Genomic DNA, 16,261 nt, shown 5'->3' with positions numbered 1-16,261 from the left:
GGAAACCCCAATCTTATTTCCCCAACAATGACTACTTTTAAGGTTAAAATCTGATTTTTCTATGTCCAACCATAACGAAATTTCCTCCTTCATTTGGAACGTTTGTGATGATGTTCTCAGAGGATTATTCAAACAACACGAGTACGGGGATGTAATCCTTCCTTTTGTAGTTCTACGAAGATTGGATTGTGTTCTTGAAGGGAAGAAAGATGATATCATCAAGATTCATGAAGAATACAAGGATAAGTTTGAGGATACCTCCCGAATCATCCATTCCAAACTCAACTTGAAGTTTTCAAACTACTCCCGATACGATTTGAATCGATTAAAACAAGAACCTTCCAAACTCTCGGAGAACATCTATGATTACCTGAGTAGTTTCTCAACCAATGTTCAGGATATTATTCAAAACTTCGGTTTACAAAAACACATTGATAAACTCGATTCTAATGATAAACTCTACATCCTAATTGAGAAGTTTACCGAGGTAAATCTTCACCCAAATGTGGTAGATAACCACACTATGGGTCAAATCTTCGAGGAACTCCTTCGTAGGTTCTCGGAGATGTCCAACGAAACAAGTGGGGAACACTACACCCCTCGTGATATTGTTCGTTTGTTGGTTTCCTTGGTTCTCTCTCCCGATAAGGAGAAACTCTCACAAGAGGGTAAGATTGTTTCCATTTATGACCCTTGTTGTGGTACGGGTGGAATGTTGACGATTGGAAAGGAGTATATACATGAGAACATCAGTCCGAATGTTGATGTGAACCTATTTGGACAGGAACTAAACCCACAAACATATTCCATCTGTAAATCGGATTTCCTGATTACCGATGAAGAACCCAATAACATCAAGTTGGGTTCAACTCTGACCAATGACCAATTTAGTGATAGGAGTAGGAAGTTTGATTACATGATTACTAACCCTCCATTCGGAGTGAGTTGGAAATCTGAAAAGAAGAAAATTGAAAATGAATCAAAACTTTCACCTGAAGAAGGAAGTAGATTCTTCGTAGGAACTCCAAGGGTAAGTGATGGTTCTCTTTTGTTCCTACAACACATGATTTCCAAGATGGAAAGTCAGGGTTCCCGTATTGGAGTGGTATTCAACGGTTCTCCATTGTTCACGGGAGATAGTGGAAGTGGAGAATCTGAAATCCGTAGATGGATTATTGAAAATGATTGGTTGGAAGGTATCGTTTCTCTACCCGATAGAATGTTTTTTAATACAGGAATTCAAACTTATTTATGGATTGTAACCAACAAGAAATCTGAACAAAGGAGGGGTAAAATACAGTTGATTGATGGAACCCAATTTGGTACTTCAATGAGAAAAAATCTCGGTTCTAAAAGTAATTTTATCAACGATGAAAACAGATTAAGAATTCTCGAGTTATATAAGAATTTTGAAGAATCGGAAATTTCCAAAATCTACCCAAATGAGTTCTTTGGTTATACCAAAGTTCGGATTGAACAACCCCAAATTAAGAATGGAAAAATAGTTCGGGATAGAAGTGGAAATACTAAACCTGATACAAAATTACGTGACTATGAACGGGTTCCCCTAATGGAGGATATTCAGGAGTATTTTGAGAGTGAGGTAAAACCTCATTTACCCGATTCATGGATTGATTGGGATAATAACAAAGTGGGTTATGAAATTAACTTCACCAAGTATTTCTACAAATACAAACCTTTACGGAGATTAAAAGAAATAACTCAAGATTTATTAGAGTTGGAGAAAGAAACGGAATCCTTACTTAAAGAGATTGTAGAATAGTGGATAGATATTTTTCATATAAGGATTCGGGGGTAGAATGGATTGGGGAGATTCCGAAGGATTGGAAAACCTCACGGGTAAAGGAACATTTCTTCGAAAGAAATGAAAAGGTAAGTGATAAAGATTTTCCTCCATTATCAGTTACAAGAAACGGGATAGTTCCACAGTTGGATACAGTAGCAAAATCAGATAGTCATGATAACAGAAAGAAGGTTTGTAAGAATGATTTTGTAATAAATAGTAGGTCTGACAGGAAGGGGAGTTCAGGATTATCTTCATTAGAAGGTTCGGTAAGTTTGATAAATATCGTAGTCTCTACTGATTCTATTAATCCCGAATACTCGGGTTTCTTGTTCAAATCTTATGAATTCATAGAAGAATTCTTTAGAAACGGTAAGGGGATTCATTGGGATTTATGGTCAACAAGATTTACGGAACTTCAAAACATTATTATTCCAATCCCACCCCCCGATGAACAAAAAGAAATCGTCTCCTTCCTCGATACCAAAACCTCTCTGATTGATTCCCTGATTGAGAAAACCCAACGAAAGATTGAGTTACTCAAAGAACAACGAACCTCTTTAATCAATGAAGTAGTTACCAAAGGATTGAACCCTGATGTGGAAATGAAGTATAGTGGGGTGGAATGGATTGGGGAGATACCGATTCATTGGGATACAATCAAACTTAAATACAAGGGAAATGTAATTATTGGATTATCCTACAAACCCGAAAACCAAGTTGATGAAAAAAATGGTGTTTTGGTTATGAGGTCATCTAATATTCAGGAAGGGAAACCAAGTTTCGAGGACAACGTATATGTTGATTGTGAAATTCCTGAAAAGTTGAGAACAAAAGAAGGAGATATACTGATTTGTTCACGAAACGGGAGTAGAAGACTAATTGGAAAGAACTGTTTGATTACTGAAGATTTGGAGAAACTAACATGGGGAGTGTTTATGACCGTTTATAGGTCAGTATCACCTAAATTCTTTTATTGGTTGTTGAACTCTCCAATTTTTGAAAGTCAATCAGGATTATTCTTAACATCTACCATAAATCAACTTACAGTTTCAACCCTTCAGAATATGGTAGTTCCTTATGTTGATGACGAAAAGGAACAACAACAAATCGTTGAATACCTTGATAAGGAAACTGAACTCATTGATACCACCATTTCCAAAGAAGAAAAGAGAATAGAACTACTCAAAGAATACCGTCAATCCCTGATTTCAGAAGTAGTAACAGGTAAAATCAAAGTTTCAGGAGTATGACGTGGGTTCCAACAGAAAAACGATTTGAAGAATACATTGAGGATTACCTAACCTCCATGGAAGATGATGGATTGAAGTATGATTCAAGAATACATCGTTCCACCGATACTTGGTATGATAGGGAGAAGTGTATCATAGGAGAGGAATACATTCAATTTGTAAAGGATTCCCAACCTGATGTTTACGATAAACTTCAAAAGAGATACGGGAATAGTACCGATTCAAAACTGTTATCCCGTCTCAATAGGGAAATTGGAAACAAAGGTTTAATTCACGTTCTAAGGAAGGGTTTTAATGAGATTCAAGGGGGTAATATCAAAACGGTTTACTTTCAACCGAGTAGTTCCCTGAACAAGAAATATAGGGAGGATAAATACCTCAAAAACCGATTCCTTTTTGTTCGTCAACTCCATTACTCTCCCCATTCAGAGAAATCCATTGATGTGGTTCTTTTTATCAATGGGATTCCCATTTTAACCATTGAACTAAAAAACCAACTTACAGGTCAAACCGTTCAGGATTCCAATTATCAATACAAGTTTGATAGAGACCCAAAAGGAGAACCCCTACTTCAATTCCAAAGGTGTGTTTGTCATTTCAGTATGGATAACGATAGGGTGATGATGACAACCAAATTGAGTGGTGAGGATACTTTCTTCCTTCCATTCAATAAAGGATTAGAGAATCCTATAAATCATGATGGATATAGAGTTTCCTATATGTGGGAAGAAATACTTACTCCCACCTCACTTCTTGATATTCTTGAAAACTTCGTTCTATTTACCAAGGAATCCGATTTCATTTGGAGTGATGAAAAGAAGAAGGTAGTTGAAAAGAAGAAATCCGTTTTAATCTTCCCACGATATCATCAATTGGATGTTGTTCGAAAATTGAAATCCCAAGTAACCCATGATGATGTTGGAACCAACTACCTCATTCAACACACAACGGGTTCAGGTAAATCCTATTCCATCGGTTGGTTATCCTTCATGTTAATCAACCTATTCAAGAATGATGGTCAGGATAGGATGTTTGATTCCGTAATCATCATCACCGATAGAAAGGTGTTGGATAAACAACTTCAGGATACGGTAAAGAGTTTAGAACAAGTTCAGGGGGTAGTTCAACAGATTGATAAAGATTCAGAACAACTTCGAAAATCCCTAAAATCAGGTAAGAACATCATCATTACCACTATTCAGAAATTTGGAGTTGTGGTGAACCGAATCAAAGAACTTAAAGGGATGAAGTTTGGAGTAATTGTGGATGAAGTTCATTCCTCCCAAGGGGGTAAAGGTTCCAAGAACCTCAACAAAACTCTATCCATAAACCTCCATCAGGATGAACCTGATGTGGATGATGAAAAGGTAAATGAAGAAGTTTTGAAGATTCAAAAGGAAATGAGGTCCCGTCAGAAACAGAACCACATTTCCTTCTTTGGATTCACAGGAACTCCCAAACCTCAAACCATAGAAATCTTTGGAACACCTCAACCCGATGGTTCCAAGATACCCTTCCACACTTACACCATGAGACAATCCATTGGGGAAGGTTTTACTTTGGATGTTCTTAAATCCTTTACTCCTGTAAAACGATGGTTCAAACTTCGTGGTAAAGGTGAGGATGTAGAACTTCCTGAAAGTAGAGGAAAAAAGGAACTCATAAAATGGGTTGATTCCAATGAAGAAACCATCCGAAGAAAGGTTTCCATCATTTTGGATAACCTCATGACCACCACCGTTAAATCCATTGAAGGGAGAGGAAAAGGAATGGTGGTTGTTCGTTCCATTGAGGATACGGTGAAGTATTTCGTGGAGATGAACAAACAACTCAAAGAACGAAACCTATACCATAGGATAAAACCCCTTGTGAGTTTCACAGGTGATGTTCTATTAGGGGACTCAAAGGTGACTGAGGGGGACTTAAACCGTGATAATGGGTTTGAGGGTAAGGATATACCCAAAGGATTCAAAAACCCCTTATATCGAGTTTTAATCGTTTGTAATAAGTTCCAAACAGGGTTTGATGAACCTCTACTTCACTCAATGTTCATTGACAAACCTCTTAATGGAGTTCAATGTGTTCAAACCCTCTCTCGTTTGAATCGAAAAACCAAGGGGAAGACCAATACGTTTGTTCTTGATTTTGTAAATAGTGTGGAAACCATTCAAAACTCCTTCCAAGATTTCTACGAAACAACAATCCTCTCTGAGGAGACAGACCCGAACCTCGTATATGATTTACTGGACGAGATACGTGAGTATGGGATGTTCACTAAACAGGAAGTAGATGATTGGTGTTCCATTTTCTATCAGGATAAAAGAAGGGATGATGGGTTACTTCAACCCATTCTGAATATTGTTTTGGAGAGATGGAGGGTACTTTCGGATGAGGATAAGGATGAATCCCGTTATAAGGTTTCCAATTACTGTAAACTCTACGGATTCATCTCAATGATTCATCAGTTTGATAACATTGAGTTGGAGAAACACTATATATTCTTTGAGTATCTAAGAAAGAAATTCCCCGTGGAAGGAATTGGAAAACTGGATGTTTCCAACCTTGTTGATTTGGAATCCCTGAACCTCGATATAAAGGGTAAACTTAGTATTTCCCTTGAACCTGGTGGTACTCATCCTAAACCTCCAACCTACGGAACTGGAAGGAGTAAGAAGGAAGAAGAATTTGATTTACTCTCCCAAATTATTAATGATATAAATGATATATACGGTAAGGTTCCTGAAGGAACGGAAGAAGGTTCCAAAAAATTACTTCAGAGTATCGTTTCTGATAAAGAGTTCGAATATGTTGTTAACTCCGATAATACAGATTCAAACAAAAGGGATAAGATGAAGGAGATATTTGATAAGAAGAATATTAATACCCTTGAAGTAAGTACGAAACTCTTTGAATACTTTGATAAGAGAGAGAATAAAGAGAGGTTGATTCAGATGTTTATTTCAAGACCTGACTTGTTGAATCAATTGAGAGGTTAAGGGAATAGATAAAAGAAGTTTATAGAAAGTAGTATTCCCCTTAACTCTGAAAACTTAAAAATACCCTGTAATTTTCAAACTTTTACACAGTTTGAATTTTAAACTTCTACCTCCAACTTATCCTTCATTTCATCTTCCCATTTCACTAGATCCTCTCTCCTGATATATTTCTTATGAGATGATATTTCTATCATTGGTAATCCGTACTTCCTTCTCCAGGTTTCTATCGTGTGACGAGTCACTCCATAGAGTTCTTCAAGTTCTTGTTTTGAAATTCTATCTTTCATTTTCATCCTTTCTTTGAATCATTGAACATCTGATGGGTTCTTCTTCCCTTTTCTAATCCATTGTATTCATCAGTGTACATTTTTCTGATATCAATGAATGTTTTCAGTTTTTCAAGGTTAGAATCATCTTCGGTTAATACTTTCAAAATCTTCTTATCAAGTATCTTAATTACTTGAATTACATTTTCATATCGTTTTAGTTCCATACTTCTTAACTTATCTACTAGTTTTATTTCACGGAGGGATACACCACACCCTTAGAGGGTGTGGGGGTTTTTGTTCCACTTCACATCGGTAGAACACCTATGGGTATTCAAACTATTTCCCATAAATCCATTATTACCTCCAATTCTACCATAATGGATTTCACCCCCTCCGTTTGTATATCTCAATACTGGTGGATTGAAACCGATAGATTTTAGAATTGATTTTCCCTGTAGATAAGGGTGTGGTTCAAAAACTCCACAGATACTGATCAAATCACTCAGATTGGTTATCTATTCAACAAACTATCACTTGTGGAATAAACCTTTCTGTCTATAAGTATTAAGATGAGTGAGAAAACGTAAAGAATTGGAGAAAAAGTGAGATAAATTTTATCCCCGATATAAAAACCCCTATTTAAGAGGGTTCATTGTTTTTGAATGTTCGGGTTTACAAGAAATTAAATCTTAAATTTCTTAATCAAGAATACAACTCTGAAAATCATTGAACACAAATTATTAAATTGGAACACATGGTGTACCAATTATACAATTTTAGAACACAAAGTGTTCTTTTATATTATTTAATAATCTGTTTTACAAATATTTAATAATTGGTTCTATTCCCGTCCAGACCGCAATGAAGTAGAACCCTTCGCACATAGTGTGAGGGGTTTTTTAATGGATCATCATGAAAGTTCACTTTCCAATGATATATTAAAAACCAATCCTGCCGGAGGCAGAGAAGGGTTCACTTCATTACTGGGCCACCCTTAGGGCCCTTTGCGAGTGAAGTGAGCAAAGAATCCCGTCTAATTTATTTATCTAAAAGTCTGCGGAAGGGCTAAATTTCTGCAGGCCCTACACCTGGGCCCTTTTCCATCCACCGAAGTACTAATGGAGGTGGGAAGAAAAGAATCCCGTCCAGACCGCGAAAGGATTTTTAGCCATGTAAAATTATAACTCAATCAAAAAGTTTTGGCTGGGACCACATAGTAAGAAATCCAGTCTATTTGAAACGGCTGGATTTTTTGTTGGTCTTTTGACGATAATTGAATTGTGTTTTTTTAGCAGAGGTGTTTTGATTTTCCTTTGACACAAAAAGCCCTCCTCCAAGAGAGGGCTTCAGTTAGGATTTTTGTATATAATCTTACAAACTACGGAGTGCAATTCGTGAAGTTTGGTTTGGGGAGTGTCCATTGTATGGTGCTAAAGCTAAAGCCGCTACAGGCAACGACATTTTCCACGTTCCACCCGCCTAAGTCTTGGTTGAAAGATGCGTTCGAATTAAACATTCCTGACATGTCGGTTACACTACTAACATCCCAATTGCCAATAGGTTGGTTAAAAGAGGTAAATGAAAACATGCCAAACATGTTAATTACGCTGCTCACGTTCCAGGCACTTAAATCCTGGTCAAAGGCGGCGTTCAAAGAAAACATAGATGACATGTCGGTCACATTGCCCACATCCCAGTTCCCAATGGGCTGGTTGAAGGAGGAGGTGCCAAACATCCAGCTCATGTTTTGGACATTTCGCACATCCCAGCCCCCGATGTTTTGATTGAAGTCGGAGGCATTGAACATCTCTTTCATATCCACAACACTGCTTACATCCCAGGAGCCCAACATGTCCTGGTTAAAATCAGAACCTTCAAACATGGAGTTCATGGTAGTTACATTACTGACATCCCAACTGCTTATATTGTTTCCCGGAATTGTGTAATCCCTAACTCCCTGTTCAAACTCAAAAAGGTGACTCATGTCAGTGATTTTTGAAGTACAAACAGTACTAAGGTCTTCAAAAGCACCAATCCTTTCGATTAACATCGTTCTGTCCACGATTGTATAGGTTACCCCGTTAAGTTGTCCTGTATCACCCACTTGAGCCCATTCGTAGGCCTTAATGGTAACCCCGTTTGCATCTAAATAGACAGGGGGCAGGGCACATCCATTTTCATCCACCTGAACATTAGCAGGGGTGTTATTGCATTGATCCAGGGCATCTGAAACGCCATCCCCATCAGTATCCTTTTGAGAATCAGAGCATCCATTAGCATCTGCTGTTTCACTTGATGGGGTATCACTACAAGAGTCCAAATCGTCAGTTACTCCGTCTCCGTCTGTATCTTTTTGAGAATCTGCACATCCACTACCGTCTACAGTTTCCCCTGAAGAGGTACCAGGACAGGTATCCAGATCATCCGTTACACCATCCCCATCAGTATCCTTTTGAGAATCAGAGCATCCATTAGCATCTGCTGTTTCTCCTGAGGGGGTATCGCTACAAGTGTCTGCGTCATCTGTCACTCCGTCTCCGTCGCTGTCTTTTTGAGTATTCGAACATCCACTGGGATCTACTGGTTCACCATTTGGGGTGTCATTGCATATATCCAGATCATCCGTTATCCCGTCTCCATCGGTATCTTTCTTTGTAAAGGATGCAATAATATTTTTGTCAGAATCCATAGTAACGGATACTGTTAATGAAGTTCCTTCTGCATTACCACTCCAATTTGAAAACTCATAGTTTTCAGAAGGTGTAGCCGTAAGGGTAAATGTCTCTCCAGAATTGAAGGTTCCAGAAGCAGGCGACACGACCCCTCCTTCTACTGGGTTAATAGTGGTATTGAGGTTATATCGCTTTACTTCTTCATCTTTTGAACAGCTGCTCAATACTAAAACAAGAACTAATACACTAACTATGGAATATCTCATGGCAGGTTGAATGGTTTACTCAAAACTAGATAGAGACCCTTAAAACAAGAATTAATTGTTGTGTATCCAGGCTTTTTGTGTGTGAATGCAATAATGTGATTCCAAATGAAACTGTAAGTGAGCTACTAGACCATACAGGTGTTAAGACTATTGAGAATTCTCGTGGTAAATATTACGGGGCAGAATAGTGGGGAGATGAAAGTGGTTTTCAGGGATGTTTAAATAATCCCATCTAAAAAACAGCAATATCACCTGATTTATTTCGTTCTGTAAACTCCAAATTATCCTTACCATGAAAAAGTTTGACGTGAGTTTCATAAATCGGGCTATTACTCTTATTACTGCATTTCTGGTAGTTATAGCATGTACCAAAGAAACCATTATCCAGGGACAACCGGGACCACAGGGGATTCAGGGCGAGAAAGGAGATCCGGGACAAGATGGACAGGACGGACAAGACGGGTACAATACAGTGGTCAGTGTTGTTGTAATTGATCCTGGTCAGGCATGTACAAACGGAGGTTTTGAAATATTCTTTGGGCTTGATACGAATGAAAATGGGCAGCTGGATGAAAATGAAATCCAGGGATCCACCATTGTTTGTAATGGAGAAGATGGGCAAGACGGTGCAGACGGTGCAGACGGCATTAATTGTTGGGATACAAATGGTAATGGAGTGAATGATCCTGCGGAAGATGTTAATGGAGATGGAGTTTTTGACACTTCAGATTGTCAAGGCCAAAGTAATGACAATATTGTTGATCTAAATGGAGTATGGAATACCGACGAAGTATTACAAGGATCTGCAATACAAATGACCACCTTTAATTCATTGTTTGTTCCTGACGCTACAAATGGAGAAAATACTTATTATGTTGACATTTTATGGGACAACAGACTCGCTGAAGATGTTGCTTTTACTCCCACTAACACTAATTCATACAGGATGATTAATCCAGTTGCAGTTATAATAGGGACGGACAGGGTATTAGAAGGACTGGAGTTTGAAAATTTTGGAAAAGATAATGAAAGACTTTATGTGCTAATTCGAAACGTAAGAATAAATAGTTCAGATCCAATAATAGTATATTTTGAAGGGTATTTGAGCAGAAATTAAGAAATCCACACTATGGTTTTCCTTCCAAATTTATATAGTCAAATGGGGTAGGCAGAGAATATACGACGGCTCGGCCAGGGTGGCTATTTTGGGGAACGGAAACAGGTCTCTAGAGCGTGAACTTCCGGGAAAGGTATCTTGATATCAAAAACAGAAAATAAGGCTTGCCGAGAGTTAAACCAGGCTACTTCCATAAGCCGTTTTAACTTCTGAGCATATCCCAATGAAACCTATGCAAGTAAACTCTTTTCAGCCTGTAACCACTTCTGATTTTCATTCCAATTATTTAATTGCAGGGTTATCCTGATTCCAATTACTATCAACACAATCTCCCCAACAGCATATAGCAGGTATTTGCCATCTATTTTCGGTGAGAAGGCACTGGTGTATTTGAAGGGAAATGCCGGGGCATTCGAGTATCAGAATTGTAGGGAGATGAAGGTGATTTTCAAAGACGTTTGAGTAATCCCATCCAAAAAACAGCAATATCCCCTGGTTTATTTCGTTCTGTAAACTCCAAATTATCCTTATCATGAAAAAGTTTGACGTGAGTTTCATAAATCGGGCTATTACTCTTATTACTGCCTTGTTGGTAGTTATAGCATGTACCAAAGAAACCATTATCCAGGGACAACCGGGGCCACAAGGAATTCAGGGTGAAAAAGGAGATCCAGGAGAAAATGGATATAATACTGTAGTTACCGTTGTTGTAATTGATCCCGGTCAGGTATGTACAAACGGAGGGACTGAAATATTCTTTGGGCTTGATACGAATGAAAATGGTCAGCTTGATGAAAATGAAATCCAGGGATCCACAATTGTTTGTAATGGAGAAGATGGACAAGACGGTACGGACGGACAAAATGGTCAGAATGGTTCAGATGGACAAAATGGATACAATTCTGTTATTTCAATTGTTATAATTAACCCTGGAGCCACGTGTTTAAATGGTGGTATTGAAATCTTCTATGGGTTGGACACGAATGAAAATGGGCAACTTGATGAAGTTGAGCGACAAGGTTCCGAAATTGTTTGTAATGGACAGGATGCAAATGGTGCAGGCGTATACGATTGGTCGGGTCTTTGGCAAGAGGAAACTGAGCCATGGGCCATGGAAATTTCTAATATAGTTTACTTTCCTACTCAAACAGACAACAGCAATGGATTTCAAAATAATAAATACACTGCGGATGTATCACTTTTTGGAGAGGTTATAAATACAACTTTTAGTCCTAATTCTCAACCGCTTGGAACTTATGCATCATCTGCTGTATTCTATTTCAATGTAATAGATAACGACAATAGAGAATGGGTAAACGGCATTAAAATTAATAATATTGGTAGTAGTTCAGAGTTTATTTCTGCAAATCACTTAAGGGAGGAAAACGGAATAGTTACCCTGGTAAGGGAATTAACTTTCCTGAAACAGTAAGTATATAATTTCGATATAGTAAGTTAAATAAAGGGCTGTTTTCGGACAGCCCTTTATTTAACTTATAACCTCAAGATAACACAGGAATATTATGGAAAAATTGTGCAAAGGAGGGTAAGTCAGGAGATGGAAAAGATAGCAAGAAAGATCTCAAAGGTTGAGGCTTGATCAAATTTCTCCAGGCAGTCAAATACTTGCCACTCCCCAATCCTTTAAGGTTGAATAGGAAGCAGTAGTAATATGAAGAGGTTCTAAATACCAGAAATTATTTATGTGATTTTGCAGGGTATCGTTCCATACCAGGTTTCCCTCAATGGTTTTGATAATGGCTTTTTTGTGTTCAATAACTTCGCCAAAGAGATTGAGATGCCGTAAGAATGAGTTCTCGGTATCGACAAGGTCATCTCTCAATTCCTTCAAAACTTGGGTTTCCCTGTTACGGTCAATTCTTTCCTCGTTCCAGTTATTCACTTGAAGTGCGATCAATATTCCGATAACCACAAGTAGTATTTCCCCTATAGCATATTTCAGATACTTAAAGAATTTACTGTTAGCCAAGAGGTCTCGACGGGTTTTACGGAAAAAGTGAAGCATAACAGTTGGTTTGACCTTTAAAGGTAGGGGCTGACCAAATCAACTTTTATGATAATTGTCATTGAAGTAAGCCTTATATGGGAATTAGTGAGGAGATGAAAAAGAATTCCGAATGGGTTTCAAACAAATAAGACCCTATAATCAATTTTAATTACAGGGTCTTATTTTTTAAGAATTATTTCTACATACAAATTAGTAAGCAGCAATAATGATCAATAGAATAATCATTAGTCTGTATAAGTAAAATTTGCAGAATATGCATTGGTTTGGCTATCAATTAATGAGAGAGCTATAATGGATGCCGAGACTGGATAGTCTCCATCATAAGAATAGTCAATATTCAGGGTATATATAATTTCACCACTTTCGTTTTTGTATATAATTTGAGATGGATTATTAAGAGGAAAAAGGGCACGAGCTCTAATTAGTTCTACGGGTTGCGGAGCCATGCTCAGATTAAGCCTTATACCATCAAGAACATCGATAATACCAGCAGAATCCAGAGTGAAGTAATAGGGGTTCGGCTTGTTGTCATAGGAAATTTCAGCCGTATAAACTACTTGTATTTCAGATTGTAATTCGAAATCATATTCATATTCAAAAAAGGCCAGTTTGGAAGGGTTTCCGTTATTGTCGTATTCTATAACATCACCGGTTTCAAAAGCATCATAAGGCGAAGCGTAAAGCTCTTCAACGGTTACATTTCCACTGGAATTAGCCGCTCCGGAAATTTCACCATTTTCATATATGATAATGTTGCTTTCAACACCATCATTAATTGAAGTCAGTCGATCTTGAGAATCATAGGAAAAAATAATTGATCTGTTTTCTGTGGCATCCTGAGCTGATATCACCGAAATGGATTGAAGTAATTTTTTATCAACCGAGCCATTTACCTCTTCAAATTCATCTGAAACAGAATCACTACAACTTAATGAAATTGTGAAAAGGGCTGTTAAAGCCGAGTATAATACGAATGATGAGATTTTTTTTAGATTCATAATGAAGATGGTTTAGGTTGATTTATTAAAATTATTCTGGTTGTGTTGATCTCATGCAGTATTAGTGTAAAACGGTAAAATAGATCGAGCCAGAATATCAATAACGATGGAAGCAGGCGTTTATTTCAACCAGGCGCTTTTATTTACTTTGATCTGTTTAGACACTGTCAATCCAGCCTTAACTTCATTTCGCTTGTGATATCCCTTATCACAATTTACAGCCAGTAACATCGTTAGTATTCCAGTAATTATTTTAAACCATAAACCATGCATTCAATAAAAAAGCTACTCGTCTTATTTTTTATTGGCCTTGTTATTGTTTCGTGTTCATCTGATAATGATGACTCAAATTCGTCAGTAATACAAATTAACCCACCAGCCTGGATTCAAGGGAAATGGTTAATGGACGATACAAGCTTAGGGGAAATGGGGTGGAGGTTTACTTCAAACGACTTCATTATAATACAAGCCAGCTCTGAGCTCAGTCAAAGAGGGATGTTGCAGGACCTTTTAGACAATGGCGGGGATGTCTCGGCAAGTGATAATTCCACTGATGAAACATACAGCGTTTCGCTAAATTCTATTGGAGGCCAATCTATCACCTATTCCTTTACACAGATTTCCTCTGACGAAATTACCTGGGATACGGTCACAAATTCAATTTATAGAAAACAATAGACTGACCTAGTATAGAACAGGACATCACTTGAGATGGAAGATGTCTTGTGGTTCTTTTGGTTTTACATATAAGTCTAAAAACAATGAAACGATTTTCCAGGTATTTTGGATTCTTAATGATTCTGCTTGCATTAAGTTGCAGCAAAAACGAAGATCCTGTTGAGCCTCGTGAAGAATGTTTATGCTCTGTAACTAAAACTGAATATGCAGTTACAGTTGCAACTACATGGTCACAAATTAGTTCTGTGGTTGAAGACATTGAGTGTCAGAGTGCCTTTATTTCACCATTATGGTATTTTAATGGCACCACTTACACCAGCTTTGCTGACGCTATTTATGCAGTTAGAGATTCAGGACAAGATGGTATTGTAAGAAAAGAAACTATATTCTGCACAACTATCTTGGTCTATGACTATTAAAGTAAAAGCAACGAGGAAAGAATCAAGTTTTTTAATCCTAAATCTTAATAACACAAGAATATTACGGAAAGATTGTACGGGCAAGCTTTAGTATGAAGTTGAGAAAGATTCATAGGGAATTAGACAAATCATAAACTTAAGGATGCATAACAATCATAAAATAGCCGCCAGAAATGGCGGCTATTTGGTAATACCTTAATAATATTGACTAATCAATAATTACAAGGCCTTCATAACCTCTGGGGCTTAGTTCGGTAATGGTTCAGGTCAGCTCAAGCTTTTTGCATTGCAGGAGCTGTAATTTGTTGTTCTCCTTCAACCAAAAACCCTTTATCTGACCACATATATAAGGGGTTCTATAATTTAATTATGTATTTTGGAATACACATCTCCGTAAACATGTACAGAGAGGTTTTTATCTCATTAATGCCAGGTGCCTATCTATTGGGGATATCAATTTTTCTTTTAACTCTTTCTCTTTTGCTACTTGTTGACCAGGATGATACTGCTTCACGAATTGAGTGATTTCTTCGTTTAATACATCTTTTAAATTTTTAGCTTCCTCGACCATAATATCATATTTACCTTTTGAAGGCTTCTTAGGAACGCCCCTGAAACTGTTTGAAACGCTGTCGAATTGCCATACTTTACCCGTATTAGTGTTTAATAAAAAGTCCCCCACGATTTGATATCTTGGACAACAGGGTGAATCAGATTTTGGTTTTACATTCCCACCTGTATATCTTGACCCCTTGGATGTTCCGGAGTCATCCGCTTCTTTAATATCTTGCATCCAGTCTACTGTATCTTCTACAAGATTTTTTGTTCTACTAAATTCACCTAATGTGGCAACATCTGCCAAGCTTTCTAAGAAACCCATATTTAAAGTTTTAGTGGTTAAAAAGCAATGAACTTATAAATTGTAGGTGTTTCCCGAAATGATCTATATCATTGTCCTACATTTTTTACGGGAATACTTTTGTCGGAAACCCTGAACTTATGAACTCCCGAAAAAAACGAATCAAAAGCATTGCTGTGCTATTGCTTGCTCTGATCCTACTTCAAAGCTGTGCTTCCTATGAAGCTCCCCTTTCTGTTAAGCAGAAACAAATTGATAACCCGAGAGGGTTTGATTAATTTCTCCTTCTGAATAAAAAAAGCCTCCGAAAAGGAGGCTTTTTATTTAGTATTGCTGTCGAGAGCTATTCCATAAGGTACATCATCAGACCTGTGAAATCTGCGTAGCCCATTTGATATACTATTTTTCCTTCTTCGTTAAAGTTAAAAGCCTGATACAATCTAATGTTACCACTTTTCGCTTCAGTAGAATCGGTGGCAGAACGGGTGACCTCCCATTCGCTGTAATGACGGACAGAACCATCCATTTGTTTAGTTTCCTGATCCACCCCTGGAAGTAAATCAGGCTCATTCAACATTTTGAAGTCAAATATTTTGAACAGTTGTTTATCAGATTCTATCATCTCTGCCTTGGTCCACTCATCTTTTTCCGGATTGAACCCCGTATCGAACAATAAAAAGTCATCGGCATAAATGCTGTAATCCACATTCTCGCTTTGCCATGCTTCCAAACTTGCCAGAACGGTTTGGGAATTTTTTGCAAAGGCAGCTTCAGCAGCAGCCCTGGCCGCAGCCTGGGGATTTTCCTCAGTCTTGCAACCCACAATGATCATTAGTAATAAAGTAGTGAAAAGAAGTTTCTTCATAATTCTCGAATTTGTTGTTAAATAATTGGGTATCGA

15 protein-coding genes are annotated in these 16,261 nt (G+C 37.6%); 8 read left to right on the top strand and 7 right to left on the bottom strand.

What is annotated here, in order from left to right; genetic code table 11:
- Nucleotides 1-61: 61 nt before the first annotated feature.
- From OO016_RS04795 to OO016_RS04785, 3 genes are read left to right on the top strand one after another with little or no spacing between them, the layout of a single operon-like run.
- Nucleotides 62-1,783 (top strand): type I restriction-modification system subunit M, encoded by a 1,722-nt coding sequence (locus tag OO016_RS04795; protein ID WP_266011279.1) that lies wholly within the window; start codon nucleotides 62-64, stop codon nucleotides 1,781-1,783.
- On the top strand, nucleotides 1,783-3,057 hold the full coding sequence (locus OO016_RS14460) for a restriction endonuclease subunit S (RefSeq protein ID WP_266011277.1): 1,275 nt from the start codon (nucleotides 1,783-1,785) through the stop codon (nucleotides 3,055-3,057). Before OO016_RS04795 ends, OO016_RS14460 begins: the two co-directional genes overlap by 1 nt.
- On the top strand, nucleotides 3,054-6,053 hold the full coding sequence (locus OO016_RS04785; protein WP_266011275.1) for a type I restriction endonuclease subunit R: 3,000 nt from the start codon (nucleotides 3,054-3,056) through the stop codon (nucleotides 6,051-6,053). The genes OO016_RS14460 and OO016_RS04785 overlap by 4 nt, the downstream gene beginning before the upstream one ends.
- 98 nt (nucleotides 6,054-6,151) lie before the next feature.
- Here the strand turns inward: OO016_RS04785 and OO016_RS04780 are convergent, their stop codons facing one another.
- The 3 genes from OO016_RS04780 to OO016_RS04770 form a co-directional block, all read right to left on the bottom strand.
- Entirely contained in the window at nucleotides 6,152-6,340 is a 189-nt protein-coding gene (locus OO016_RS04780) for a helix-turn-helix domain-containing protein (RefSeq protein WP_266011273.1), read from the bottom strand.
- A gap of 2 nt (nucleotides 6,341-6,342) precedes the next feature.
- A complete protein-coding gene (locus OO016_RS04775; RefSeq protein ID WP_266011271.1) occupies nucleotides 6,343-6,546 on the bottom strand; it encodes a hypothetical protein in 204 nt (67 codons plus the stop codon).
- Between the two features lie 1,154 nt (nucleotides 6,547-7,700).
- Nucleotides 7,701-9,260 (bottom strand): BspA family leucine-rich repeat surface protein, encoded by a 1,560-nt coding sequence (locus OO016_RS04770; RefSeq protein WP_266011269.1) that lies wholly within the window; start codon nucleotides 9,258-9,260, stop codon nucleotides 7,701-7,703.
- A 292-nt stretch (nucleotides 9,261-9,552) separates the two neighbouring features.
- On the opposite strand from OO016_RS04770, the gene OO016_RS04765 reads away from it, so the two are divergent.
- The gene (locus OO016_RS04765; RefSeq protein ID WP_266011267.1) at nucleotides 9,553-10,377 is read left to right on the top strand and encodes a DUF7151 family protein; all 825 of its coding nucleotides are present in this window, start codon (nucleotides 9,553-9,555) and stop codon (nucleotides 10,375-10,377) included.
- Nucleotides 10,378-10,909: 532 nt separating this feature from the next.
- A complete protein-coding gene (locus tag OO016_RS04760; protein WP_266011265.1) occupies nucleotides 10,910-11,809 on the top strand; it encodes a DUF7151 family protein in 900 nt (299 codons plus the stop codon).
- A 186-nt stretch (nucleotides 11,810-11,995) separates the two neighbouring features.
- Here OO016_RS04760 and OO016_RS04755 read toward each other — a convergent pair whose 3' ends face one another.
- Both OO016_RS04755 and OO016_RS04750 read right to left on the bottom strand, forming a co-directional pair.
- Nucleotides 11,996-12,403: a DUF6090 family protein gene (locus OO016_RS04755; RefSeq protein WP_266011263.1), complete on the bottom strand. Its 408-nt coding sequence runs from the start codon at nucleotides 12,401-12,403 to the stop codon at nucleotides 11,996-11,998.
- 227 nt (nucleotides 12,404-12,630) lie between these two features.
- Nucleotides 12,631-13,404 carry a hypothetical protein gene (locus tag OO016_RS04750; RefSeq protein WP_266011261.1) on the bottom strand — a complete coding sequence of 258 codons (774 nt, stop codon included), beginning with the start codon at nucleotides 13,402-13,404 and terminating at the stop codon, nucleotides 12,631-12,633.
- A gap of 402 nt (nucleotides 13,405-13,806) precedes the next feature.
- Here OO016_RS04750 and OO016_RS04745 point away from each other — a divergent pair, with 402 nt between their 5' ends.
- Together OO016_RS04745 and OO016_RS04740 are read left to right on the top strand one after the other, a co-directional pair.
- A complete protein-coding gene (locus tag OO016_RS04745; RefSeq protein WP_266011260.1) occupies nucleotides 13,807-14,082 on the top strand; it encodes a hypothetical protein in 276 nt (91 codons plus the stop codon).
- 83 nt (nucleotides 14,083-14,165) lie between these two features.
- Nucleotides 14,166-14,501 carry a hypothetical protein gene (locus OO016_RS04740; RefSeq protein WP_266011259.1) on the top strand — a complete coding sequence of 112 codons (336 nt, stop codon included), beginning with the start codon at nucleotides 14,166-14,168 and terminating at the stop codon, nucleotides 14,499-14,501.
- A gap of 415 nt (nucleotides 14,502-14,916) precedes the next feature.
- On the opposite strand, the gene OO016_RS04735 is transcribed toward OO016_RS04740, so the two are convergent.
- The gene (locus OO016_RS04735; RefSeq protein ID WP_266011258.1) at nucleotides 14,917-15,381 is read right to left on the bottom strand and encodes a hypothetical protein; all 465 of its coding nucleotides are present in this window, start codon (nucleotides 15,379-15,381) and stop codon (nucleotides 14,917-14,919) included.
- Between the two features lie 119 nt (nucleotides 15,382-15,500).
- Here OO016_RS04735 and OO016_RS04730 point away from each other — a divergent pair, with 119 nt between their 5' ends.
- Nucleotides 15,501-15,638: a hypothetical protein gene (locus OO016_RS04730; RefSeq protein ID WP_266011256.1), complete on the top strand. Its 138-nt coding sequence runs from the start codon at nucleotides 15,501-15,503 to the stop codon at nucleotides 15,636-15,638.
- 65 nt (nucleotides 15,639-15,703) lie between these two features.
- Here OO016_RS04730 and OO016_RS04725 read toward each other — a convergent pair whose 3' ends face one another.
- Nucleotides 15,704-16,225 (bottom strand): hypothetical protein, encoded by a 522-nt coding sequence (locus OO016_RS04725; RefSeq protein WP_266011254.1) that lies wholly within the window; start codon nucleotides 16,223-16,225, stop codon nucleotides 15,704-15,706.
- Between the last annotated feature and the right edge of the window lie 36 nt (nucleotides 16,226-16,261).

Origin of the sequence: Lentiprolixibacter aurantiacus (genome assembly GCF_026241225.1) — a bacterium.
GTDB lineage: Bacteria > Bacteroidota > Bacteroidia > Flavobacteriales > Flavobacteriaceae > Lentiprolixibacter > Lentiprolixibacter aurantiacus.
The sequence above is the reverse complement of the archived record's forward strand: the minus strand, read 5'-3'. Positions and strand labels throughout refer to the sequence as shown.

Excerpts from the sequence above, each read along its gene's own strand:
- OO016_RS04735 (WP_266011258.1), bottom strand. The coding sequence starts at position 15,381 with ATGGGTTTCTTAGAAAGCTTGGCAGATGTTGCCACATTAGGTGAATTT.
- OO016_RS04760 (WP_266011265.1), top strand. The coding sequence starts at position 10,910 with ATGAAAAAGTTTGACGTGAGTTTCATAAATCGGGCTATTACTCTTATT.
- OO016_RS04775 (WP_266011271.1), bottom strand. The coding sequence starts at position 6,546 with ATGGAACTAAAACGATATGAAAATGTAATTCAAGTAATTAAGATACTT.
- OO016_RS04770 (WP_266011269.1), bottom strand. The coding sequence starts at position 9,260 with ATGAGATATTCCATAGTTAGTGTATTAGTTCTTGTTTTAGTATTGAGC.
- OO016_RS04765 (WP_266011267.1), top strand. The coding sequence starts at position 9,553 with ATGAAAAAGTTTGACGTGAGTTTCATAAATCGGGCTATTACTCTTATT.
- OO016_RS04780 (WP_266011273.1), bottom strand. The coding sequence starts at position 6,340 with ATGAAAGATAGAATTTCAAAACAAGAACTTGAAGAACTCTATGGAGTG.
- OO016_RS04785 (WP_266011275.1), top strand. The coding sequence starts at position 3,054 with ATGACGTGGGTTCCAACAGAAAAACGATTTGAAGAATACATTGAGGAT.
- OO016_RS04750 (WP_266011261.1), bottom strand. The coding sequence starts at position 13,404 with ATGAATCTAAAAAAAATCTCATCATTCGTATTATACTCGGCTTTAACA.
- OO016_RS04795 (WP_266011279.1), top strand. The coding sequence starts at position 62 with ATGTCCAACCATAACGAAATTTCCTCCTTCATTTGGAACGTTTGTGAT.
- OO016_RS04755 (WP_266011263.1), bottom strand. The coding sequence starts at position 12,403 with ATGCTTCACTTTTTCCGTAAAACCCGTCGAGACCTCTTGGCTAACAGT.
- OO016_RS04730 (WP_266011256.1), top strand. The coding sequence starts at position 15,501 with ATGAACTCCCGAAAAAAACGAATCAAAAGCATTGCTGTGCTATTGCTT.
- OO016_RS04745 (WP_266011260.1), top strand. The coding sequence starts at position 13,807 with ATGGACGATACAAGCTTAGGGGAAATGGGGTGGAGGTTTACTTCAAAC.
- OO016_RS04740 (WP_266011259.1), top strand. The coding sequence starts at position 14,166 with ATGAAACGATTTTCCAGGTATTTTGGATTCTTAATGATTCTGCTTGCA.
- OO016_RS04725 (WP_266011254.1), bottom strand. The coding sequence starts at position 16,225 with ATGAAGAAACTTCTTTTCACTACTTTATTACTAATGATCATTGTGGGT.